Here is a 19,096-nt window from a genome sequence, read left to right on the forward strand (position 1 = left end):
AGACTCACAGCGAGTGGGCCAGCGCCACCGCTTCGGTGACCACACCGGGATCGGTCGACGGCAACACACCGTGGCCGAGGTTGAAGATGTGCCCGGCGGCACCGGCCTCGACGGCACGGCGCCCGTCCGCGACCACCTGGCGGACGGCGTCGTCGACCACGCGCCAGCCCGCCAGCAGCACGACCGGATCGAGGTTGCCCTGCAGCGCCTTGCCCGGACCGACCCGGTGCGCGGCGTCGACGAGATTGGTGCGCCAGTCGACGCCGACGACCGTCGCGCCGGCCTCGCCCATGGCACCGAGCAACTCGGCGGTGCCGACGCCGAAGTGCGTCATCGGGACGCCGTGGTCTTTCAGGGCGGCGAAGATGCGGGAGCTGTGCGGCAGCACGTAGTCCCGGTAGTCGGCGAGTGACAGGGTGCCGGCCCAGGAGTCGAACAGCTGGATCGCGTCGACGCCGGCGGCCAGCTGGGCGCTCAGGAACTCGATGGTGAGGTCGGTCAGCTTCTCCATCAGGTCATGCCACGTCGCCGATTCGCCGAGCATCATGGCCTTGGTCTTCTCATGGTTACGGCTCGGGCCGCCCTCCACGAGGTAGGACGCGAGCGTGAACGGCGCACCGGCGAAACCGATCAGCGGCACGTCGCCCAGTTCCCTGGTGAGCAGGCCGATGGCCTCCGCCACCGGCGCCACCTGATGCGGCTCGAGCGGCTTGATGCCCTCGACGTCATCCGGGGTGCGAATCGGGTGAGCGATCACCGGGCCGACGTCCGGCACGATGTCCAGATCGATCCCGGCGGCCTTGAGCGGCACCACGATGTCCGAGAACAAGATGGCGGCGTCGACGCCGTGACGGCGCACCGGCTGCATGGTGATCTCGCAGACCAGCTCGGGGTTGAAACACGCCGAGAGCATGGTGTGGGTGGCGCGCAGGGCGCGGTATTCGGGCAGGGACCGGCCGGCCTGCCGCATCATCCACACCGGGGTCCGGTCCGGGGTGCGGCCGGTGGCGGCAGCCAGATAGGGCGATTGCGGCAGTTCACGACGGGTGCTCATCACCGCTAATGCTGCCATGTCCGCATCGGCCGCTTATACCCTGTCGCGCGGCCAAATATCGGGCTATCGGCGCGCCTGCTTACGCGACCGGCCTGATCGGGCTAGCGTCCCAGAATGTGACCTCCGCCGAGCCGGCCCAATTCCGCACTGCTGTTGCGGCAATGAACGCCGCCACCGTGCGCCCGGAGATCGAACTCGGCCCGATCCGTCCGCCCCAGCGGCTGGCTCCCTTCAGCTACGCGCTGGGCGCAGAGGTGCGTCATCCCGACGCCTCCGTGGTCCCGGAAAGCTCGGAGGGCGACGCCTTCGGACGTCTGATCCTGCTGCACGATCCCGAAGGCGCTGAAGCCTGGGACGGCACCATGCGTCTCGTCGCCTACATCCAGGCTGATCTGGACTCCACCGAGGCCGTCGACCCACTGCTGCCCGAGGTGGCGTGGAGCTGGCTGGTCGATGCGCTCGAGTCGCACGCCGACGGCGTCACCGCGCTGGGCGGCACCGTCACTGCCACGACGTCGGTGCGCTACGGCGACATCTCCGGCCCGCCGCGCGCCCACCAGCTGGAGCTGCGGGCGTCGTGGACCGCGACGTCGCTCGAGTTGGGACCGCATGTGCAGGCGTTCTGTGAGGTGCTCGAGCACGCCGCCGGACTGCCGCCTGCGGGCGTGACCGATCTGGGTTCGCGCACCCGCGCGTGACCGCATGACTGACGCTGATCCGGTCGAGACGTCTGACGACGATCCCGACATCACTCCCCTGCTGGCACCTGCCGACGGCGTGCCACCCGTCGCCGTCTACGCGAGCGACATCGCCCGCGCCGGTGAGCTTCTGGCGTCCGGCCACGGCGCATTCGCGATCGATGCCGAGCGGGCTTCGGGCTTCCGCTACTCCAACCGGGCCTACCTGATCCAGATTCGCCGTGCGGGTGCCGGCACGGTGTTGATCGACCCCGTCAGCCACGGCATCGACCCGCTGAAGGCGCTGGCGCCGGTGGCCGAGGTCGTCAACACCGACGAGTGGATCCTGCACGCGGCCGACCAGGATCTGCCGTGCCTGGCCGAACTGGGCATGAGGCCGCCGTCGCTGTACGACACCGAGCTGGGCGGACGGCTCGCCGGCTACGACCGGGTGAACCTCGCGGCCATGGTGCAGCGGTTGCTGGGGCTGGGGTTGAAGAAGGGCCACGGCGCCGCCGACTGGTCGAAGCGCCCGCTGCCGGCGGACTGGCTGAACTACGCAGCACTGGACGTCGAGGTACTGCTGGAACTGCGGGCCGCAGTGGCCGCGGAACTCGAGGCGCAGGGCAAAACCGAATGGGCCGCACAGGAATTCGAGTACATGCGGACTGTCGAACCGAGCCCGACTCGGCGCGACCGCTGGCGGCGGACGTCGGGCATCCACAAGGTTCGCAACGGTCAGGCCCTGGCCGCGGTGCGCGAACTGTGGCAGACCCGCGACCTGATCGCGCAGCGGCGGGACATCGCGCCCGGCCGAATCCTGCCCGACGCGGCGATCATCTCCGCGGCCGTCGCCAATCCGGACACCATCGAAAAGCTCACGGCGCTACCGATTTTCGGCGGCTCGCGACAGAAGCGCAGCGCGCAGGTGTGGCTCGACGCGTTGGCCCGGGCCCGGGAGGCCGATCCGCCGGCGTCCGAACCGAACAATGGGCTGCCGCCACCGGCGCGGTGGTCGCGCCGCAAGCCCGAGGCGTTCGAACGGCTGGAGGCCTGCCGCAGCGGGCTGACGCTGCTGTCCGAGCGGGTGTCGGTACCGACCGAGAATCTGCTGACGCCGGAGACCGTGCGGCGGCTGTGCTGGGACTGGCAGCCGGTTCCCGACGTCGCCGCCGCGGTCGATGAGTTCCTGGCCGCGGCCGGCGCCCGGCCCTGGCAGCGGGAACTCTGCGGCCCGGTCCTGGTCGCTGCCCTGTCTTCCTAGCCTTTTCCCGCGAGCGGCCATTGCTCCTATGTCAAGCAGCGAGTGCTGTTTCGGGTTTTTGGTGTGATCGGTTGAGGTGCAGGTCGGTGTGGAGGCTGCGGTAGACGGTTCGGCTGAGGTGGCGTTTGAGGCATCGTAGGGCTTCTTTGGTGGCCTTGCCGTCGGCGATGCGACCGCGGTAGTACTGCTGGCCGGCGCTGCCGGGGATGCGCAGCTGGGTGATGGCGATGCGGTGTAAGGCCGCGTTGAGTTGGCGGTTGCCGGACCGGTTCAAGCGGACGCGTCCGGCGGTGTTGCCCGACCAGACTGGGATCGGTGCGGTGCCGTTGTGGCGGCTGAAGGCGGCTTCGCTGCGGAAGCGGCTGATGCCGGCGGTTTCGGCGATGATCTTGGCGGCGGTCAGTTCACCGCATCCGGGCACCGTCAGTAGCGTCGGGGCGATTTTTTGGACGCGTTCGCCGATGCGTGCGGCCAGGGTGTTGATGGCCTCGGTCAGGCGCATGACGTCGGCGAGTTCATCGCGGGCCAACTCGGCCAGCAGTCCGTGCTGGGTGTCGAGCCATTTTGCGAGCGCGGTGCAGGCCTTGGTGCGGTGTAGTGAGCCCGGTTTGGGTTCAGCAGCGGGGTCGAGTTCGTGGATCCGTTGACGTAGCCGGTTGATCGTCGAAGTGCGTTGTGCCACAAGGTCTTCACGACGATCAATCAATAGTTTCAGTTCGCGCGAACTCTGATCATGAGAGGCGACGGGCAGATCAGGATTGCGCAGCACAGCCTGAGCCACGGCCAGCGCATCGATGGGATCGGACTTACCGCGGGTCCGTGCCGAGGCCCGGGCCTGCGACATGAGTTTGGGGGCCACCCGTACCACGGACTGGCCGGCGGTGAGCAGATCGCGCTCCAGGCGAGCTGACAGGTTGCGACAGTCCTCGATACCCCACAGCAATTCTTCCCCGAACTGCTCGCGGGCCCAGGCCAACGCCTTGTGGTGTCCGATGGTGGTGGCTTTGACGACCTTCTCACCGAGCTTGCGGCCGACCTCGTCGACCGCAACAAAGGTGTGGGTGCGCTTGTGGACATCGGTTCCAACGACGACCATGAACGGTGCCTTCTTTCATCAGAGGTGGATGAGGCGAAGGTCGGGCCGGCCGGCAGGACACATCTCAGTGGGGGCGGTGCCACGCTCCTATCAAGTCACGCCGGTCGGTCCTTCCCGCCTGGTATCGGCACAACGGCCGAATGCCAGCCCGCAGGCGGCAGTGTTTGCAAGAGCCAAATACCAGGTGAGAAGTAACCCAACCACCGCAACAGCGGCAACTCGAGAATGACACTGAGTGTCTGCACACGGTCTCGCGGCGTGTCGCGTGCATTTTGCGCACCCTCACCGCCGACGAGCGGTCACGGACTCCCGATGGCCGGCACCGTGTCGCGCGGATGGGCGTCCTGATAGCCGGGGCACGCGGTCTGGATTTTGAACGTGTGCCACCCCGATTCACCGCGATTCGGCGGCATGCGCCCGCTGACGGTGTAGGTGTCGTCGACCTTGATGCCGGTGATCTCTGCTGGGTCGGCGACGAATCCCGTCGCGTCGCCGTCACGCAGCCCGACCTTCTGGACGACGATGCGGCCCACCTGTGTGAGTTGAATCCGCACCACCTGACCCGTCTTGCCCCGCGCCAGGATGACCAGGCCTCCCCCGGCCGGCTGGCGGGTGCAGACGACCGTGCCGGTGTTGATGGTGTGCGGTTCCCCGTCGAAGACGATCGAGGTGACGGTCGGCGTCCCGGACTCGCACGCACTGATCAACAGCACACCGAGCACCGCCACCAGATCCGGGCGGTGGACGCGCATGTCGCAAGTGAACCAGTTCGCTTCGCGTTGTGCGCGCAAAAGCGAGGGGTCAGCGCGCGCCGAACGGCCGCCACAACAGCGGCGTGACGAACTCCAGGAAGTGCTCGAGCACCGCGTCGGGCGCTTCGATCTGCGGCCAGTGCGCGATGTCGTCGGCCAGCATCACGATGTCGGGGTTCGGGATGACCTCGCGGTACCTGGCGGCCATGTGAGCGCCGGAGTTCGGATCCGACGGGCCGTCGATCAGTCGCATGGGGATCGTCGTCTCGCGCATCGCGCGCACCCAGCGGTTCCGGTGGACGTAGCGGTCATTGATGAAGCGGCCGACCTGGTGCATGACTTTCTTGCCGTCGTTGTAATCGAGGATTTCGTGGAACTTGTCCATCAGCTCCTTCGACGGTTTGGTGTTGACGCCGAACATCTCGTTGATGGTCGGGTCGGCCAGGCGCCGTGACAACGGACTGCCCTGCAGCGGGCGCATGAGGTCGCCCAGCGGGGTTTGCGACATCGCCTTCTGCAGCAGGCGCGGGGTGTAGGACTCGACGAACAGCCCGCCGTTGAGCCACGTGACCGATTCGATGTTCAGATTGCCGTATACCTGATCGCCGAAGTGGTTGCGCGCCAGCAGTTCCTGGCCCACCGAGTCACCGAGGTCGTGGGCCAGAATGTGGACGGTCTGTGCGCCCAGGTGGTCCAGCAGTGCCTCGTGCATGTCGGCGTGATCGTGAATCGAGTACTGATACGCGGACGGCTTGGTGGAGAACCCCATGCCGATCATGTCCGGCGCGATGACGGTGAACTTCTCGCTGAGCGTCGGCCAGATCAGGGACCAGTCCCAGGAATTGAACGGGTAGCCGTGGATGAGCAACAGCACTGGGCCGGTGCCGAGTTCCAACCCGTCGCGGCGGTAGAAGATGTCGAATCCGAGGTAGTCGAAATACTGGCCGGCGGACTTCCAGGCTTCGAGTTCGTCGTGCATGGGGTTGAGCGTAGGCCGCGGACAGTCTGACGTCTCCGCACCGCGTCAGCCAGGCAAGTTGGCGCGCCGAATTACCATTGAGAGCACTGGACAGAGAAGGACATCGGGATGATTCGGCTCCTGCTAGTGCTCGGCGTCGTCGCGGTCATTCTCGCTGTCATCATGATTCTCGGCGGCGCCGCGCTCGGGGCGGTCTTCACCTCCGATCGCAAGGCGCGCCGCCCCCTACCGGCCATGACGCGGGCGTGGCTGTTGTCCATCGCCGTGGTGATCCTGGTCGGTGTCGCGACAGAGGGCATTCTGCTGCTGCCCGCCATGGGCATTGCCGCCATCGGATTGTTGATCACGCACATCGTGATCGACAGTCGGGCCGGGTCTGCGCGTGAACCGTCATCTCAAGAGCTGGAACGTGCCCGGCTCGTCGAAGAATTCGGAGTCGACGGTGTCGAGCTGCTCGACGGTGCACAGGCCGCCATCGAGCAGATCGAACGGTCGGAAGCCGCGGTCGACGGATGGCTCGGTAATGACCTCGACTTCACTGGCGACCTGACGGCGATCCGCGAAAACTGCCGGGCCACACAGGAACTCAATGGCTTGATCACGGAGCTCGGCGGGATCGCCGAGCCCGATTCGGACGATCTGGCGATGCTGGAGGATGCCCGGGCGAAAGTGCGGGAGCTGGGGTCGCGGTCGTGGGCGCGGGTGTATGCCTTGCAGGGCTGCGCCGAGAAGGCCGAGGAGATCGACCGGTCGCTGCGCGACGACCGCGCCCAGGCACAGCTCGCGGAAAAGCGCGACGATGTCCGGAGCCGCATGGCTGCCAAGCTCTATGGGATTGACGCGACGCCTTCGCAGACGCCGTCATCGTCGGTCGACAAGATCACCGCGCTTGCCGCGGCGTTCGCGGAGATCCGGCGCCAGTCCGGAAGTGGCTGACGGAATAGCCCGCTACTCCGTCAGGTGCGACGGTCATCCCTTAGCGGCCGCTTAGCTCAACACATCGGCGTCACAGGTGGTCCTCATCGACCGCGTCGACCGCGACGCACTCCCTTTATGAGTTCGTCCGCACGGTCAGGTTCGACCGCCGGCTCGCAGAGCGGCTCCGATCGGGCCATCTGTAGCAGCTCATCGATGCGATCGGCTTCCTGCCAGACCCTCGATGCGCGGCCAGTCGCAAGCTCGATGATCCGGCCGTCGTCACCCAACGTCACCGTGGTGATCCCACGAGAGGCGAGCACGGCGCCATAGTTGGTGTGGGCGAGTTCTCCTCGACCGCCGCAGCGGTCTCGGCGTTGAACACCACACCTTCCTCGATATTGAGAGCATCGACGTCGATCTCGCCGGCCAGGGCAGCCTCCACGCGGCGCCGCGATGCGGTGTGCTGAGTCGATACCGCCCTACCGATGCGGGCCCAGTGGTCGAGTTGTGGCTTGGCGGAACGGCGCTGTCGGGCGCCCTCGACGGCTGCCGCCTCGAATAGGTCCGCGGCCACTCGAATGACCCGATCATCGGCGTCAGCCATCACACACCTCCGCGTAGCGAGTTACTACAAGGGAAGTAACTCGCTAGCAATAAGGCGTTACAACTGTTCAGGGCGTGGCGAGGGACCGACCCCGACACTCACAGCGCGGGTAGATCGGCTGTTGTCGGTGGACTCCTATATACAGTCCTGTTCAGGTTTGTATGGGGAGGAAAGGAGCGCCGTGATCACCGGTGAGTTGAAGAGCAAGGTCGACCGTGTCTGGGATGCCTTCTGGTCTGGCGGCATCTCCAACCCGATCGAGGTGATCGAGCAGATCACGTACCTGCTGTTCATCCGCCGTCTCGACGACCTGGAGACTCTCGCCGAGAATCGCGCGCGGCGAACTGGATCGTCCGAGGGACTGCGGTTCGGGCCCGACCAGCAGGACCTGCGCTGGTCGCGGTTCAAGAACGACGAGCCAGGTGTCATGTTCGGCCTGATCGCCGACGGTGTGTTCCCGTTCCTGCGGGCACTTGGCGGTGATGGGTCCACTTATTCCGAGCACATGCGCGACGCCCGCTTCACCATCCCGACCCCGGCGCTGCTGTCGAAGGTCGTCGACATGCTCGACGACATCCCCATGGCCGACCGCGACACCAACGGCGACCTGTACGAGTACCTGCTGTCCAAGATCGCCTCGGCCGGCGTGAATGGCCAGTTCCGCACCCCGCGCCACATCATCGAGCTGATGGTGAAGATGACCGCGCCCGGGCCGACGGACGAGATCTGCGACCCGGCATGCGGTACCGCTGGCTTCCTCGTGTCCGCCTCGGAGTACGTGCGTGACACACATGATTCAGTCTTGACCGACGCCGCCCAGCGGAAGCACTTCCACAACAGCATGTTTCACGGCTACGACTTCGACTCGACAATGCTGCGCATCGGGTCGATGAACATGCTGATGCACGGCATCGAGGCGCCGGATATCCGCTACCGCGACTCGCTGTCCGAGGGCGCCTCGGAGGACGCCGAGAAGTACACGCTGATCCTGGCCAATCCCCCGTTCGCCGGCTCACTGGACTACGAGGCGACGTCCAAAGACCTGCAGCGGGTGGTCAAGACCAAGAAGACCGAATTGCTTTTCGTAGCACTGTTTTTGAAGCTGCTGAAGCCCGGCGGACGGGCGGCAGTGATCGTGCCCGACGGTGTGCTGTTCGGATCGTCCAAGGCGCACAAAGACTTGCGACGAATGCTGATTGAAGACCAGAAACTCGACGGCATTGTGAAGCTGCCGTCGGGCGTATTCAAGCCATACGCTGGGGTCTCGACGGCGATTCTCTTGTTCACCAAGACCAATTCCGGTGGCACGGATCATGTTTGGTTCTACGACGTTTCGGCTGACGGTTTTTCGCTCGATGACAAGCGGAACCCTATCGAAGCCAACGATCTGCCGGATGCGTTGTCGCGGTGGGCTTCACGGGACTCGTCGGAGTTGGAGCGGGCGCGCACCGAGCAGTCGTTCTGCGTGCCGGTCGCCGACATTGTGGCGCAGGGCTATGACCTGTCGCTGAACCGGTACAAGGAGATTGTGCACGACGAGGTCGAGCATCGACCGCCGCTAGAGATCATTGCGGAGATCGAGAAGCTGGAAGGCGAAATCGCGAGTGGGCTGGCCGAGTTGAAGGCGATGTTGTCGTGATCAGCGTGGGAGACATGCTCTTCGAGTACAAGGAACTGCCCGGAAACTCGTCAGAACCTCCCGTGTTGACGTTGACTGAGAAGAACGGATTCGTTCTACAAAGCGATCGCTTCAACAAGAGACTCGCGACCAACGACGTGAGCAAGTACAAGGTTGTTCGGCGCAACGATGTCGCCTTCAATCCATACTTGCTTTGGGCTGGGGCCATCGCACAAAACACCATCGTCGACAAGGGCATCATCAGCCCCCTCTATCCGACATTCAAAGTGCGTGACGGATTCGATCCGCGTTATGTTGCGCGACTCTTGCTTAGCCCGCAGATGGTGGCGAGTTACGACACCATCGCGTTCGGCTCCGTGCCTCGACGCCGCCGCTCCTCCGTAAGCGATTTTCTCGCCCTGCAGATTTCCGATCAACCACCGCTCCACGAACAGCGTCGTGTCGCCGCCATGCTTGACCAAGCTGATAGCTTGCGGTCAAAGCTGCGACGATGCTTGGCCCACTTCAATCAACTCACGCAGTCGCTATTCCATGACGCGTTTGGCGACCCGGTGGCCAACAACCACGACCTTCCCGTCAAGTGCCTCCAAGACTGGATCGATCCTAACCGACCGATCACCTACGGCATTCTTAAACCTGGACCTGAAGTCGAGGAAGGAATCCCCTACATTCGCGTTGCCGACATGAAAAACGGTGGCATAGACGAAGAAACCGTGCGGAAGACTTCGCACGAAATTAGCGATCAATACCGACGGTCGATACTGCAAGCGGGGGATCTACTGATGTCCATTCGTGGTCATGTCGGTCGGTTTGCATTCATTCCCGAGTCCCTTGCTGGCTCGAATATCACGCAGGATTCGGCGCGGCTCGCGATTACGGAACCCGCATCTGCGACATATGTCCGCGCGGCGATGGAAATGCCCAGCTTTCAGCATTGGATGGCACGTCGCACCAAGGGTGCAGCCGTACAAGGAATTAACCTTGGCGATCTAAGGCAGGCACCGATTCCGTTGCCATCATTCGAACAACAACAGATATTTGCTGCGATGTTGCGTGAGGTTCGGGTGAACGCCAGTTCCGTGGAGAGGCAGCTGTGGCTTGCTGACGGCGCTTTCGCCTCCCTCCAATCCCGCGCCTTCCGAGGCGAACTCTGATGCCATTCGCTGTAATCGACTTCGAGACAACGGGTCTGGTCCCTGAGCGCACCGACCGCGTCGTGGAGATCGGCGTCGCCCTTACTGATGATTCCGGCCGGATCGAGCACGAATGGACCACCCTGGTCAACCCGCATCGTGATATCGGGGCTACTCACGTCCACGGCATCCAGGCCTGCGACGTCGTTGACGCACCTGACTTCGCCGCCATCAGCGATTACCTGCTCGAAATGCTCACTGGCCGTGTGGTTGTCGCGCACAACGCCAGTTTTGACATGCGGTTTCTGCATTGGGAGCTCCAGCGGGCCCAGTACGTCATCCCCGAACGACCAGCCGCGCTCTGCACACGAAAATGGGGCGGGCGCATGACGGGGGCCGCCAAGCTCGCACACTGCTGCGAAGCACTCGGAATCTCACTGATCAACGCACACTCAGCAATTGGTGACGCTCATGCAACCGCCGAACTCCTGCCACACCTGCTCGCCTTCCACAGCGGCTCCCCCGAGTGGCGCTCCGACCTGGATCACTCGGCGACCTTCGGCTGGCCAGCTGCCCGCACACGTGCATCGCAACCTGCGGTCGCTCATCGTGGGCAGTCATCTGCGGACCCGTACTCGTGGCTGCGGTCCGTCCTGGGAGCTGCCTGGGTCCCCGCCACTCCTGAAGACGAAGCGTCTTACATGGTGGTACTCGATAGCGCCTTGCTCGACCGGGAGATCTCGCGCAGCGAGGGCAAACAGCTGCTGGCCTCCGCCGAAGCGGCGGGCCTATCCCGGGGAACCGTAGCGCGGCTGCACCAGGACTACTTGCGTGCTGTAGCGAAGGAAGCGCTGGCCGACGGCGTAGTCACCGACGAGGAGCGGTCCGAGCTAAATGCTGTCGCCGCTGCCCTGGGTTTCGGCCCACCGTATGTCGATGAGGCGCTGGCGTGGGCAGCTTCCGCAACGCCGGAACTGGTAGACGAGTCGACTGCCTTCACGCTACGCCTGGGCGACCGGATCGTGTTCACCGGCGAGATGAATCGTGGTCGCGACGAATGGGTTTCAGCGATCTGTGCTGCGGGCCTCGCGTCCGGCGGCATCTCCAAATCGACGCGTCTGCTCGTCGCGGCCGATCCTGACTCGCAGAGCGGCAAAGCTGCCAAGGCGCGCCAGTACGGGATTCCGGTGGTCAGCGAAGCGGCGTTCGAGAAAATGTTCGCCACATATCGGGCGGCATCGTGAATCCCACAGCGGCACAGTAATTTTTAGGGGAGATCGTGTTCGACGAGCGATGGATGGTCCAATTCTTGGAAAGGGTGCGCGCGGACAACAGCGAGCAGGGCATCCATGTCCTATACCGAATCCTCCCAGGCTCGACACCGAAGTGGGACACCGTCACCCTTCCGGTACAGAACACACGCGACCCGCTCATTGGCTTGTCGCATGTCCCGACGGCCACCGTCGTTTACGCGCGGTACCGGCCGGCAAAATCAGGCGTCAACTTTCTCGCGTTCGTGTTCTGGCCAGACGGATCGCACTGTGCACTATTCGGGGACAACAGCGGACCAATCCAGTCCGTCGTCGACGGCGCATCCAACTTCCGAATGACGTATCTGGCGCTCAGCAGAATCGCCTGGGACACGCCGATGCTGCCAGATGGTCATTCACCGGATAACTGGATAGTGCGTGCCGCGTTGAAGGATTTCGTCGCGGAGGTCACATGCAGTGGCCTTGTCGATAGCGGCGCCACGTATTGGCAAGTCGACAAGAACCTGCGACTCGGCATCGCGAAACGCATCGCGACGCTGCGGCGAGCAGCGAATCCTCACATCGCAGTGGTGACCGAAGGGCAGGACGAGTGGTACAAGCTCCATGATTTCGCCCCGTTTCTCGGCCGGCTCGACTGGTCAGATTTGGACTCCGTAACGCTGGCAACTGATCTCGGCTACACCAACGACGCGGCCCGTTGGTGGACGTCCCAAGGCATCGGGTGCCTGGAGCTGGTAGACCTCCCAACCACGCAGCAGAGTCTGTCCGCACTCAAGGTCAGATATCCGATCGTCGAGGGCAACGTGTGGAGCATGCTCGGCGCTTTCGAACGGGCAGTTAGCAACCACTATGTGTCTCCGGCAGACCGCATGCGTGCTCGCTGGCAAGCCGACGATCCTCAGGCCCTGTTGCATCTGACGCGGGAAGTCGTTGCGAACAACGCGAATAGGCGGGGACAGATGCTTATCGGGTATGCACGCACCGATAGCGGTCGACTGCAACAACTCTCGCAAGTTGCCGTGGACTACGCAGCCAACTCCATTGGTTTGGATCTCGCGGCCGTCCCTGATGTCGACCAGGCCGACGGCGTTCTCCTGATCGGAGTCAATGAGTGCGGTTGGACCGCCCAAGCCGTGAACCGTGACGGCGAGCACGGCGCAGCGGTGAGTTCAGCCGACGACAACCTCCAGTTCGTCGCCCCAATCGCAGACGCAGACAGCGTCGCCGCGCTGCGGCGGACTTTTACCGGGCACGCGAGTTTCGACGTCGACTACACACCATTCGATTGGCTACGGCGACGCATCATGTTCGGCGTCACACGAGCGCTGGAGAAATTGCCAGTGCAGCGCGACGCCATCCGTCCCATCACCGATGCGCTCGCGACACTCCTCCCCTCGCTCGATGTGGACGCCGACACGCAAGATGAGTCGGCCTCAATCGAGAGAATGCTCGATTTGACACTGCTGCTACAAACGATCGCCCATGCGAAACCCATTGTGGCGGCATCGCTTCCAGCGGACTGGCTGGATGACGCCGAGTCGGGCAACCACGATCCTGCGGAGTTGTGGCAGCTCATCGCCGAAGGTCTTGCAGGAGTCCGACAACTTAGGTGGGACGACTTGGGCGTCGGACCTTTAGCCGAAGCGTGGGCGATTCCCACCGCAGAAGCAACATGGTGGGGGGCTAAAGGGCTGGGACAGCGACAGTTGCTCATGCTCCCGGACGAAACCGAGTCGATGATTCGCGCCGCCAACGTGATCGTACGATTGTCTGACTCCTCCGCACCCACGAAGCATCTGCGCCAGCGGCTGGAACTGCTTTTCGGCCAAGATGTTCCGGTGTTGTGGAGCTTGGTGCCCTAGCATTGTCTGTCCCGTCCGATATACATGCCGGTTAACTACATCGAAGGAGCCAGCATGTCGAACGACTTTCCTCTGAAACCCGGCGACACCGGAACTGTCGCCCAGTTGAGCCTGTGCGCCGGTGGGCTGGTGCGCACCTGGACCGATTCGTCCCGGTTGTGGTCGGTTCCCGACGACCAGTACCTGCGTTCCGTCATGGGATCCGGAACCATCGCCCGCACGGCGCGTGAAGAGCACCGCTTCCGCGAAGTGGCGATCCTCTCCGAGGACACCGGCACCCTGTGGCTCCAATCGCGATTCCCGTCACCAACCGACGATGGCACGTTGCAAGTCCAGGGCAGCATTATCGAACTGCAGCCCGCCCATGAACCGTCGGAATCCACCTACGACGATGTACGCGAACTTCTCACCCAAGCGATCGGCCATGCGCTGAACAACAACGAATATCTGCTGGTCGAGCAGGGCGGATGGGACGCGCCGCCGGAGCCATTTTGCCTTTTCATCGTCATTCCCGACGGCGATGGCTTTGTCAGCATCATCGAAACCGCCCCTGCGCCATCAGCTTCAGAAATTTGGGCACCGCACATTGTGGCCGGAAATGAGAGCACCACGCTGTCCGCTCCAGCCAATGCGGAAACCATCGAAGTCGCTCCCCTGATCATGCTGGATGCCATCGCCACGTGGGGTTTCGCGCCGTGGGACCTGGCGTTGACTTTCGGCACCCGGCAATCACCCGCCGTCTGACGTCACTCACATGGGACTCGATGCGCACGTGGCGTGCAACTGTTTTCGCGACGGACTGAGTACCGAACCGCCAGTTCCTCGAAGCATGCTCACAGTCAACGAATGCGGCGATGTTGAACTGATCGACGAGCAGAACTGCGACTTCGATATGGCGAACGACGTCTACGACTGGACGATTCACGCGTGCACGCACGAGGACATGAAGTTCGTCAGCGAGTGGGTCGGAAATATTTCTGGTGTGGCGTGGCTGCGAAGTGTGGCCGTCGGGTTGCCCGTCGACCGGTTCGGCAATCTGGCGATGATCCTGGCCGGACTCAGTGGACTGATGGACAGTTACACACCAGCGAGCGAGATACGCCGAGCCCTCCCCGAACTGGAATTGCTTCTACAGGAAGGTCATCTGGGGTCGACCCGCACAATCAGCACCCTGAACGGGTTCGTTGTTGAGAACAAACTGGACTGGGGACCAATCGCGTTGGACGAATTTCACTCGCTCGGTCCGTCGCCATACTACGAGTCCCCGTGGCCCGACCTTGTCGAGTTAGGGGTTATCGGTTACGAATTCGTTGTACGCAGCCGCGAACAGCCCGCCAATGAACTGCTGCGCACCCGAATCTTGGAACAGAAGTGGGACCCCGAATCTGTTGAGTTCCGCCAGGCGCCGGACGGCCGCCCGACGTCACGCATCACATTCACAAATCTGCAAACCATGGAATCGGTGACGGCGCGGTCGTTCGGCGTATCGGCGCGGCTACCTCGACTCGGCAGAGTACTGGCGATCGCCGACAAGGATGAGCCTGAACCTGCTCTGGTATATCCCGAGACTCTGATCGTCGGTGAGCGCAGGGTCATGCTCACGGAAGCATGGTGGACGCTCAAGCGCCTCCATCGCCTCTTCGCGGCATCGGCAGCCACAGGCAATCCCGTCGTATGGCATTGAGAATCATCTCGACCAGTTCGTGGTGATCAGTGGGCGCCGGTACCGTTTCGTCCCCGTCGACCTAGCTGGGTGGACGGCGGCGATCCGGGGGCGATCGGTATGTGTCGTCTAGGGAACAACTACGGGGCAGCGTAGGGCCCAATTGCGTGTGGAGACGTACCCGGCGCGTAGCTCCAGAGGCGGCGCCCCTCAGGAGTCAGATTGGTGAACTCGTTCACCCGGATCAGCAGTTCAAACCCGTCGATCCTTGGATCGCGCTTGCGGTAGGCGAATCCTCCTGTTGGTGCCACACCAGGTGTAGGCGGGATGTTCGGGTCGAACTCGAGTACATAGTCGTTCCGGCGCATCATCTTTAGCCAAGCCGCATGGCGTCCCCGCTTGAAGTCGGACATGTCTCGACCGCCCGTGGCGATAAACTCGCCGTGGTCACGCAGGCGTTGATACGCCGCAGACTTGCCGTGTGGGCCTTTGGTCTCCCACGGCCACGCCTGGTTGACGATCTGACGGGTCGATTTCTGTCCCCCGTATGTCGTTTTGTGCCACGAGACAGCCTGTCGTGACACACCGTGAAAATCCGCAATCTCGGTCTGGTTGAAACCCTTTCGCCTCAGCTCTTCGATTTCCCCGAAGACCAGCGGTTGACGGTGGGTTGCCGTCTTGTATTTCTTGCCGCTCATACGTACTCCACTACATGGTTCGGTTCCTGCACGGGCCAATCGCGTTAGGCGTCCGCTGGTGTCACGATCGACCCTCAACTCTCTCGGACAGCGGTGACAACCTCGCGCGCCATCGACAACGGATGGGCCGGAAACTGGTCGTCGAAATCGGGCAGCTCGCTCATGTTCATCACGAAGCCCGTCTTCAGTCCGGTGTAGGGGTCGCGGGCCCAGCCGCCCATCGGGTCGTCGGCAGTGGGCTGCTGGAGCCAATCATTCTGCCGCGCAATCTCATACACCGCAGCGTCGCGCATGCCGGTGGTGTGACCTTCGATGAAGAAACCCTGAACCTGTTGCACATGCTCGGCGTGTAGGTGCAACGTCAGGTTGTACTGCACACCGCCAGACTCCTGCTTGATCTTCATGAGGCTGTACACGTACGGCACCCCGCTCGCCGTCCGCTCGACGTCGACCTCGATCAGCCCGGCCTGTCCGGCAACAACGGCGGCGGCTTCGAGGAGGCCGTCGATCATCTGGTCCTTGTCCAGCGGCATCGCATACCTGGTCGGGTAGGGCCGCGTCGTCACGGTCCCCGTTGCGTCGTCACTGAACAGGTAGCCGAACGCCTGAGTTTCGGGCGGGTCGTCGGGCAGCAGCCCGCTCTGTTGCCAGTAATCAGCAAGTGCCAGCGTCGGTCCGCCACCCCACAGGTTGACGCGCATCATCTACTCCTTCTGAATTTGTCGCTCAAGTCATACACGCCGACTCCGACATTCAGACAGGTGACATCTCTTCGAGCCCGACTTGTCGGTGGCTCGTGCGACGCTATGCGGCTTTCGACCGAACCGATGCAGGAGATACCGCACATGCCCGCACCTCAGCAGCAGAACTTCCGAGTAGATCTCGGCGGAGTCATCTCACTGCTCAGCAAGAACCTCTATTCCAGCCCGGGCGTGTACGTCCGCGAATTGATTCAGAACGCCTTCGACGCCACCCTCGCCCGCGACGCGCTCAGCGACACACCGACCCCGCGGACTATCACCATCTCGCCATTCGGCGTCACCTCTCCGGACTCCCCGGCCAACGAGTTCGCGATCACCGATGCCGGCATCGGCGTCACCGCCGATCAAGTCGAGCAGTTCCTGGCCACCGTCGGCGCGAGTTCCAAGCGTGACGAGTTGGCCCGTAGCAGGCGGACCTACATCGGGCAGTTCGGTATCGGTCTTCTGAGCTGCTTTCTGGCCGCCGACGAGATCACGGTCGTGTCCCGCAGCGCCACCGGCGCCGACCCGATTCAGTGGATAGGCAAAAGCGACGGCACCTACACGGTGCAGACCCTCGCCGATGAGATTGCCGTCGGGACCACTGTGCGACTCCGTCCACGACCGGACATGATCGGCTGGACCCGTGCCGAGCAGGTCATCCCACTGGCGCGCAAGTACGCCGAGTTTCTGCCGGCACAGCTAAGTGTGCTGACAAACACCGGTGCACAAGATGTTTCGCGACCCTGGCGAATCGACTTCGGCACCCATCGTGCAGAGATCGTGCGAGGGGTTCCACCGATCTTCGGCGGTCTCGGTGTCGGCAAGCAGTTCGACGCCATCGAGGTCCACGACACCGCTCTCGGGCTCGACGGCGCCGTCTACATCGGCGCGACATACGGTCGCTCGAAAGCCGCCGGGCGGAACCGCATCTACATCAACAACATGCTCGTCGACGACGCCGACAGCTCGCTGCTGCCCCCATGGGCGTTCTTCGCCTGGGCGGCAATCAATTCCACCACGTTGGAGCCGACCGCCAGCCGCGAATCGGTCATGAACAACCAGGCGTTGGCCTTGACCCGAAGCAAACTCGGCCGGGCAGCGTTGGGCTGGCTGCGAACGCTGGCCGACACCGACCCGCAACGATTTGCCGAGTTCGTCGTCGAGAACAACCTCGAACTGCGTTCCGCGGCAACGCAAGGTACCGATTCCGACAATCTGGAACTCGCCGAGGTCGTGCTGCCACAACTGACCATGCAGACGACCGAGGGCGCACTGCGATTGATCGACGTGGTCCAACGAAACCCGAATGTTCTGTACGCGCTGTCTGACAACGAGTTCCGTACCATCGCCAGTTTCAATTCCGGCGGCAGGATCGTCGTCAACGCCGGCCACACCCTGGACCAGGAGGTGCTGCTCCTGCTGCCGCAGGTGATGCCTGGCGTGACCGTCACCCGCGCATACCCAGCGTCCGAGGTCGCGGCGCTGGCCGATGCCCCGGCCGACACTGAGGCGGTGCCGGCGCTGGAATTGCGGGGTGCCGCGGCGCTGGCCGCATCTGGCTGCCGAGTGGCGGTGCGGCGGTTCCCGTCGACTGCGTTGCCCGCGGTGTTCGTCGGCCACGGTCAGATCGACGTAGCCTCGCCCGGGTACGGCAACATCACGCACCTTGTGCTGAATTGGAGTAACCGCGCCGTGCAAGCCCTCACACGCACCACCGATGACCTGGTGTTCGACCGGCTCATGCAACTGCTGTACGTCCAGGCTCGCATGGCCGCCCAATGCGACGGCACGGAGGACCGAGCGCTGCTATCGGAGGCCCTCGACGACGTCATTCTGCTCGCCGCGGGCGTGGACGGAACGGAGGTCGGGAGATGAGCGGGCAGGCAACAGCCGACGAATACGAGTTTCTCGGCGATGAGGCAGCCGGGGCAGGACGGTTGGAGAAGGCGCTGGATCACTACAGCAAGGCGCGACGATTGCGTTGCGATGCCCTGACGATGGCGTTGGCGGGCGACGATCTCGACTCGCAGTCGATGTCTACTTATGGCACCGATAGCGCCCGGTTGAATCAGAAGATCCGCACGATCGTGGACGAGTTGAATCCACCAAAGACGCTGAGTGAGCGGATCGCGGACCTGCAGGCCGAGATGAACGAGCATCTGACTTCGGGTCGGCTCGATCTCGCCGCTCACCTCAGCACCCAACTCGGCGCTGCGCAGGAGGAATTTGGCGACCTGGACGAGGCCGAGTCAGCATATCGATCCGCCGTGGTGCTCGCCCGGCAGGTCAACGCTCGTGATCCCGAGTTGTTGCTGCACACTTTTTGGGCGTTGATCGACTTCCTGCCGCCTTCCGAGGAATCGGTGGCGCTGGCCACGGAAATGGCTTCGAATCTGATCGACCGCCGCGAAATGTACCACCCGATGCGAGCAGCTGATGCGGCGTACCGGCTCGCGCTGGCAGAGCTGGATTTCGCCGAAATCGCGCCGCAGCATGTGGATTCCGCGATCGACGGCAGCACGCGGGAGGCAATCGAGATGCTCGACGGTGTCTGCTTCCACGACAAAAGCCAGGAGCTCCAGCGATGGGCCGCCGCAGTGCTGCGGGCCGTCGGCCGCGACACCGACGCCGACCGTTGGCGGGCCACGGCCGACCGCTACGAAGACTGGGAATGGTTCACGGACCAGCAGATTCCCGGGCACGTGCACCTATGGGACATTCGGTAGTGATCCCACGACCTCGC

At 63.5% G+C, this 19,096-nt stretch carries 17 protein-coding genes and 1 pseudogene; 11 read left to right on the top strand and 7 right to left on the bottom strand.

Annotated features, from left to right (window positions below; all coding sequences use genetic code 11):
- Positions 1 to 4 precede the first annotated feature (4 nt).
- A complete protein-coding gene (hemE, locus tag ACJH7A_RS16730) occupies positions 5 to 1,054 on the bottom strand; it encodes a uroporphyrinogen decarboxylase (protein WP_212811667.1) in 1,050 nt (349 codons plus the stop codon).
- Between the two features lie 161 nt (positions 1,055 to 1,215).
- On the opposite strand from hemE, the gene ACJH7A_RS16735 reads away from it, so the two are divergent.
- Positions 1,216 to 1,752: a DUF3000 domain-containing protein gene (locus ACJH7A_RS16735; RefSeq protein WP_020101815.1), complete on the top strand. Its 537-nt coding sequence runs from the start codon at positions 1,216 to 1,218 to the stop codon at positions 1,750 to 1,752.
- A gap of 4 nt (positions 1,753 to 1,756) precedes the next feature.
- Positions 1,757 to 2,995: a ribonuclease D gene (locus ACJH7A_RS16740; protein ID WP_212811669.1), complete on the top strand. Its 1,239-nt coding sequence runs from the start codon at positions 1,757 to 1,759 to the stop codon at positions 2,993 to 2,995.
- Positions 2,996 to 3,026: 31 nt separating this feature from the next.
- Here ACJH7A_RS16740 and ACJH7A_RS16745 read toward each other — a convergent pair whose 3' ends face one another.
- From ACJH7A_RS16745 to ACJH7A_RS16755, 3 genes are all read right to left on the bottom strand, one after another.
- Positions 3,027 to 4,091, bottom strand: a complete 1,065-nt coding sequence (locus tag ACJH7A_RS16745; protein WP_212812777.1) for an IS110 family transposase — start codon at positions 4,089 to 4,091, stop codon at positions 3,027 to 3,029.
- Between the two features lie 299 nt (positions 4,092 to 4,390).
- On the bottom strand, positions 4,391 to 4,843 hold the full coding sequence (locus ACJH7A_RS16750) for a lipoprotein LpqH (RefSeq protein ID WP_212811671.1): 453 nt from the start codon (positions 4,841 to 4,843) through the stop codon (positions 4,391 to 4,393).
- Between the two features lie 49 nt (positions 4,844 to 4,892).
- Positions 4,893 to 5,822 carry an alpha/beta fold hydrolase gene (locus ACJH7A_RS16755; protein ID WP_212811676.1) on the bottom strand — a complete coding sequence of 310 codons (930 nt, stop codon included), beginning with the start codon at positions 5,820 to 5,822 and terminating at the stop codon, positions 4,893 to 4,895.
- Positions 5,823 to 5,930: 108 nt separating this feature from the next.
- Here ACJH7A_RS16755 and ACJH7A_RS16760 point away from each other — a divergent pair, with 108 nt between their 5' ends.
- Positions 5,931 to 6,758 carry a hypothetical protein gene (locus ACJH7A_RS16760; protein ID WP_212811678.1) on the top strand — a complete coding sequence of 276 codons (828 nt, stop codon included), beginning with the start codon at positions 5,931 to 5,933 and terminating at the stop codon, positions 6,756 to 6,758.
- 242 nt (positions 6,759 to 7,000) lie between these two features.
- Here the strand turns inward: ACJH7A_RS16760 and ACJH7A_RS16765 are convergent.
- Positions 7,001 to 7,344, bottom strand: a pseudogene (locus ACJH7A_RS16765) (TA system antitoxin ParD family protein); the annotation flags it as partial.
- A 181-nt stretch (positions 7,345 to 7,525) separates the two neighbouring features.
- On the opposite strand from ACJH7A_RS16765, the gene ACJH7A_RS16770 reads away from it, so the two are divergent.
- The 6 genes from ACJH7A_RS16770 to ACJH7A_RS16795 all read left to right on the top strand — a co-directional run bounded on the left by ACJH7A_RS16770 (position 7,526) and on the right by ACJH7A_RS16795 (position 14,933).
- Positions 7,526 to 8,983, top strand: coding sequence for a class I SAM-dependent DNA methyltransferase (locus ACJH7A_RS16770; RefSeq protein ID WP_212811680.1), 1,458 nt, complete (start codon positions 7,526 to 7,528; stop codon positions 8,981 to 8,983).
- Between the two features lie 14 nt (positions 8,984 to 8,997).
- Positions 8,998 to 10,137: a restriction endonuclease subunit S gene (locus tag ACJH7A_RS16775; RefSeq protein ID WP_212811682.1), complete on the top strand. Its 1,140-nt coding sequence runs from the start codon at positions 8,998 to 9,000 to the stop codon at positions 10,135 to 10,137.
- A complete protein-coding gene (locus ACJH7A_RS16780) occupies positions 10,137 to 11,360 on the top strand; it encodes an exonuclease domain-containing protein (protein ID WP_212811684.1) in 1,224 nt (407 codons plus the stop codon). The genes ACJH7A_RS16775 and ACJH7A_RS16780 overlap by 1 nt, the downstream gene beginning before the upstream one ends.
- A gap of 35 nt (positions 11,361 to 11,395) precedes the next feature.
- Positions 11,396 to 13,249: a hypothetical protein gene (locus ACJH7A_RS16785; protein ID WP_212811686.1), complete on the top strand. Its 1,854-nt coding sequence runs from the start codon at positions 11,396 to 11,398 to the stop codon at positions 13,247 to 13,249.
- A 54-nt stretch (positions 13,250 to 13,303) separates the two neighbouring features.
- The gene (locus tag ACJH7A_RS16790; RefSeq protein WP_212811687.1) at positions 13,304 to 13,993 is read left to right on the top strand and encodes a hypothetical protein; all 690 of its coding nucleotides are present in this window, start codon (positions 13,304 to 13,306) and stop codon (positions 13,991 to 13,993) included.
- Positions 13,994 to 14,078: 85 nt separating this feature from the next.
- The gene (locus ACJH7A_RS16795; protein ID WP_212811688.1) at positions 14,079 to 14,933 is read left to right on the top strand and encodes a hypothetical protein; all 855 of its coding nucleotides are present in this window, start codon (positions 14,079 to 14,081) and stop codon (positions 14,931 to 14,933) included.
- 119 nt (positions 14,934 to 15,052) lie between these two features.
- Here the strand turns inward: ACJH7A_RS16795 and ACJH7A_RS16800 are convergent, their stop codons facing one another.
- Together ACJH7A_RS16800 and ACJH7A_RS16805 are read right to left on the bottom strand one after the other, a co-directional pair.
- Complete coding sequence (locus tag ACJH7A_RS16800; RefSeq protein ID WP_346415549.1) at positions 15,053 to 15,610, bottom strand: XRE family transcriptional regulator; 558 nt, start codon at positions 15,608 to 15,610, stop codon at positions 15,053 to 15,055.
- 74 nt (positions 15,611 to 15,684) lie between these two features.
- A complete protein-coding gene (locus tag ACJH7A_RS16805) occupies positions 15,685 to 16,311 on the bottom strand; it encodes a hypothetical protein (protein ID WP_346415548.1) in 627 nt (208 codons plus the stop codon).
- Between the two features lie 144 nt (positions 16,312 to 16,455).
- Here ACJH7A_RS16805 and ACJH7A_RS16810 point away from each other — a divergent pair, with 144 nt between their 5' ends.
- Both ACJH7A_RS16810 and ACJH7A_RS16815 read left to right on the top strand, forming a co-directional pair.
- Positions 16,456 to 18,228 carry an ATP-binding protein gene (locus tag ACJH7A_RS16810; RefSeq protein ID WP_346415547.1) on the top strand — a complete coding sequence of 591 codons (1,773 nt, stop codon included), beginning with the start codon at positions 16,456 to 16,458 and terminating at the stop codon, positions 18,226 to 18,228.
- Positions 18,225 to 19,079 carry a hypothetical protein gene (locus ACJH7A_RS16815; RefSeq protein WP_406802374.1) on the top strand — a complete coding sequence of 285 codons (855 nt, stop codon included), beginning with the start codon at positions 18,225 to 18,227 and terminating at the stop codon, positions 19,077 to 19,079. The genes ACJH7A_RS16810 and ACJH7A_RS16815 overlap by 4 nt, the downstream gene beginning before the upstream one ends.
- Positions 19,080 to 19,096: the final 17 nt, after the last annotated feature.

The sequence above is a fragment of the Mycobacterium sp. SMC-17 genome, from assembly GCF_045310915.1.
Taxonomy (GTDB): domain Bacteria; phylum Actinomycetota; class Actinomycetes; order Mycobacteriales; family Mycobacteriaceae; genus Mycobacterium.

Bases quoted from the DNA above. Each gene is read 5' to 3' on its own strand.
- ACJH7A_RS16740 (WP_212811669.1), top strand. From the start codon at position 1,757: ATGACTGACGCTGATCCGGTCGAGACGTCTGACGACGATCCCGACATC.
- ACJH7A_RS16790 (WP_212811687.1), top strand. From the start codon at position 13,304: ATGTCGAACGACTTTCCTCTGAAACCCGGCGACACCGGAACTGTCGCC.
- ACJH7A_RS16735 (WP_020101815.1), top strand. From the start codon at position 1,216: ATGAACGCCGCCACCGTGCGCCCGGAGATCGAACTCGGCCCGATCCGT.
- ACJH7A_RS16815 (WP_406802374.1), top strand. From the start codon at position 18,225: ATGAGCGGGCAGGCAACAGCCGACGAATACGAGTTTCTCGGCGATGAG.
- ACJH7A_RS16810 (WP_346415547.1), top strand. From the start codon at position 16,456: ATGCCCGCACCTCAGCAGCAGAACTTCCGAGTAGATCTCGGCGGAGTC.
- ACJH7A_RS16755 (WP_212811676.1), bottom strand. From the start codon at position 5,822: ATGCACGACGAACTCGAAGCCTGGAAGTCCGCCGGCCAGTATTTCGAC.
- ACJH7A_RS16795 (WP_212811688.1), top strand. From the start codon at position 14,079: ATGCTCACAGTCAACGAATGCGGCGATGTTGAACTGATCGACGAGCAG.
- ACJH7A_RS16780 (WP_212811684.1), top strand. From the start codon at position 10,137: ATGCCATTCGCTGTAATCGACTTCGAGACAACGGGTCTGGTCCCTGAG.
- hemE (WP_212811667.1), bottom strand. From the start codon at position 1,054: ATGAGCACCCGTCGTGAACTGCCGCAATCGCCCTATCTGGCTGCCGCC.
- ACJH7A_RS16775 (WP_212811682.1), top strand. From the start codon at position 8,998: ATGCTCTTCGAGTACAAGGAACTGCCCGGAAACTCGTCAGAACCTCCC.
- ACJH7A_RS16750 (WP_212811671.1), bottom strand. From the start codon at position 4,843: ATGCGCGTCCACCGCCCGGATCTGGTGGCGGTGCTCGGTGTGCTGTTG.
- ACJH7A_RS16805 (WP_346415548.1), bottom strand. From the start codon at position 16,311: ATGCGCGTCAACCTGTGGGGTGGCGGACCGACGCTGGCACTTGCTGAT.
- ACJH7A_RS16800 (WP_346415549.1), bottom strand. From the start codon at position 15,610: ATGAGCGGCAAGAAATACAAGACGGCAACCCACCGTCAACCGCTGGTC.
- ACJH7A_RS16745 (WP_212812777.1), bottom strand. From the start codon at position 4,091: ATGGTCGTCGTTGGAACCGATGTCCACAAGCGCACCCACACCTTTGTT.
- ACJH7A_RS16760 (WP_212811678.1), top strand. From the start codon at position 5,931: ATGATTCGGCTCCTGCTAGTGCTCGGCGTCGTCGCGGTCATTCTCGCT.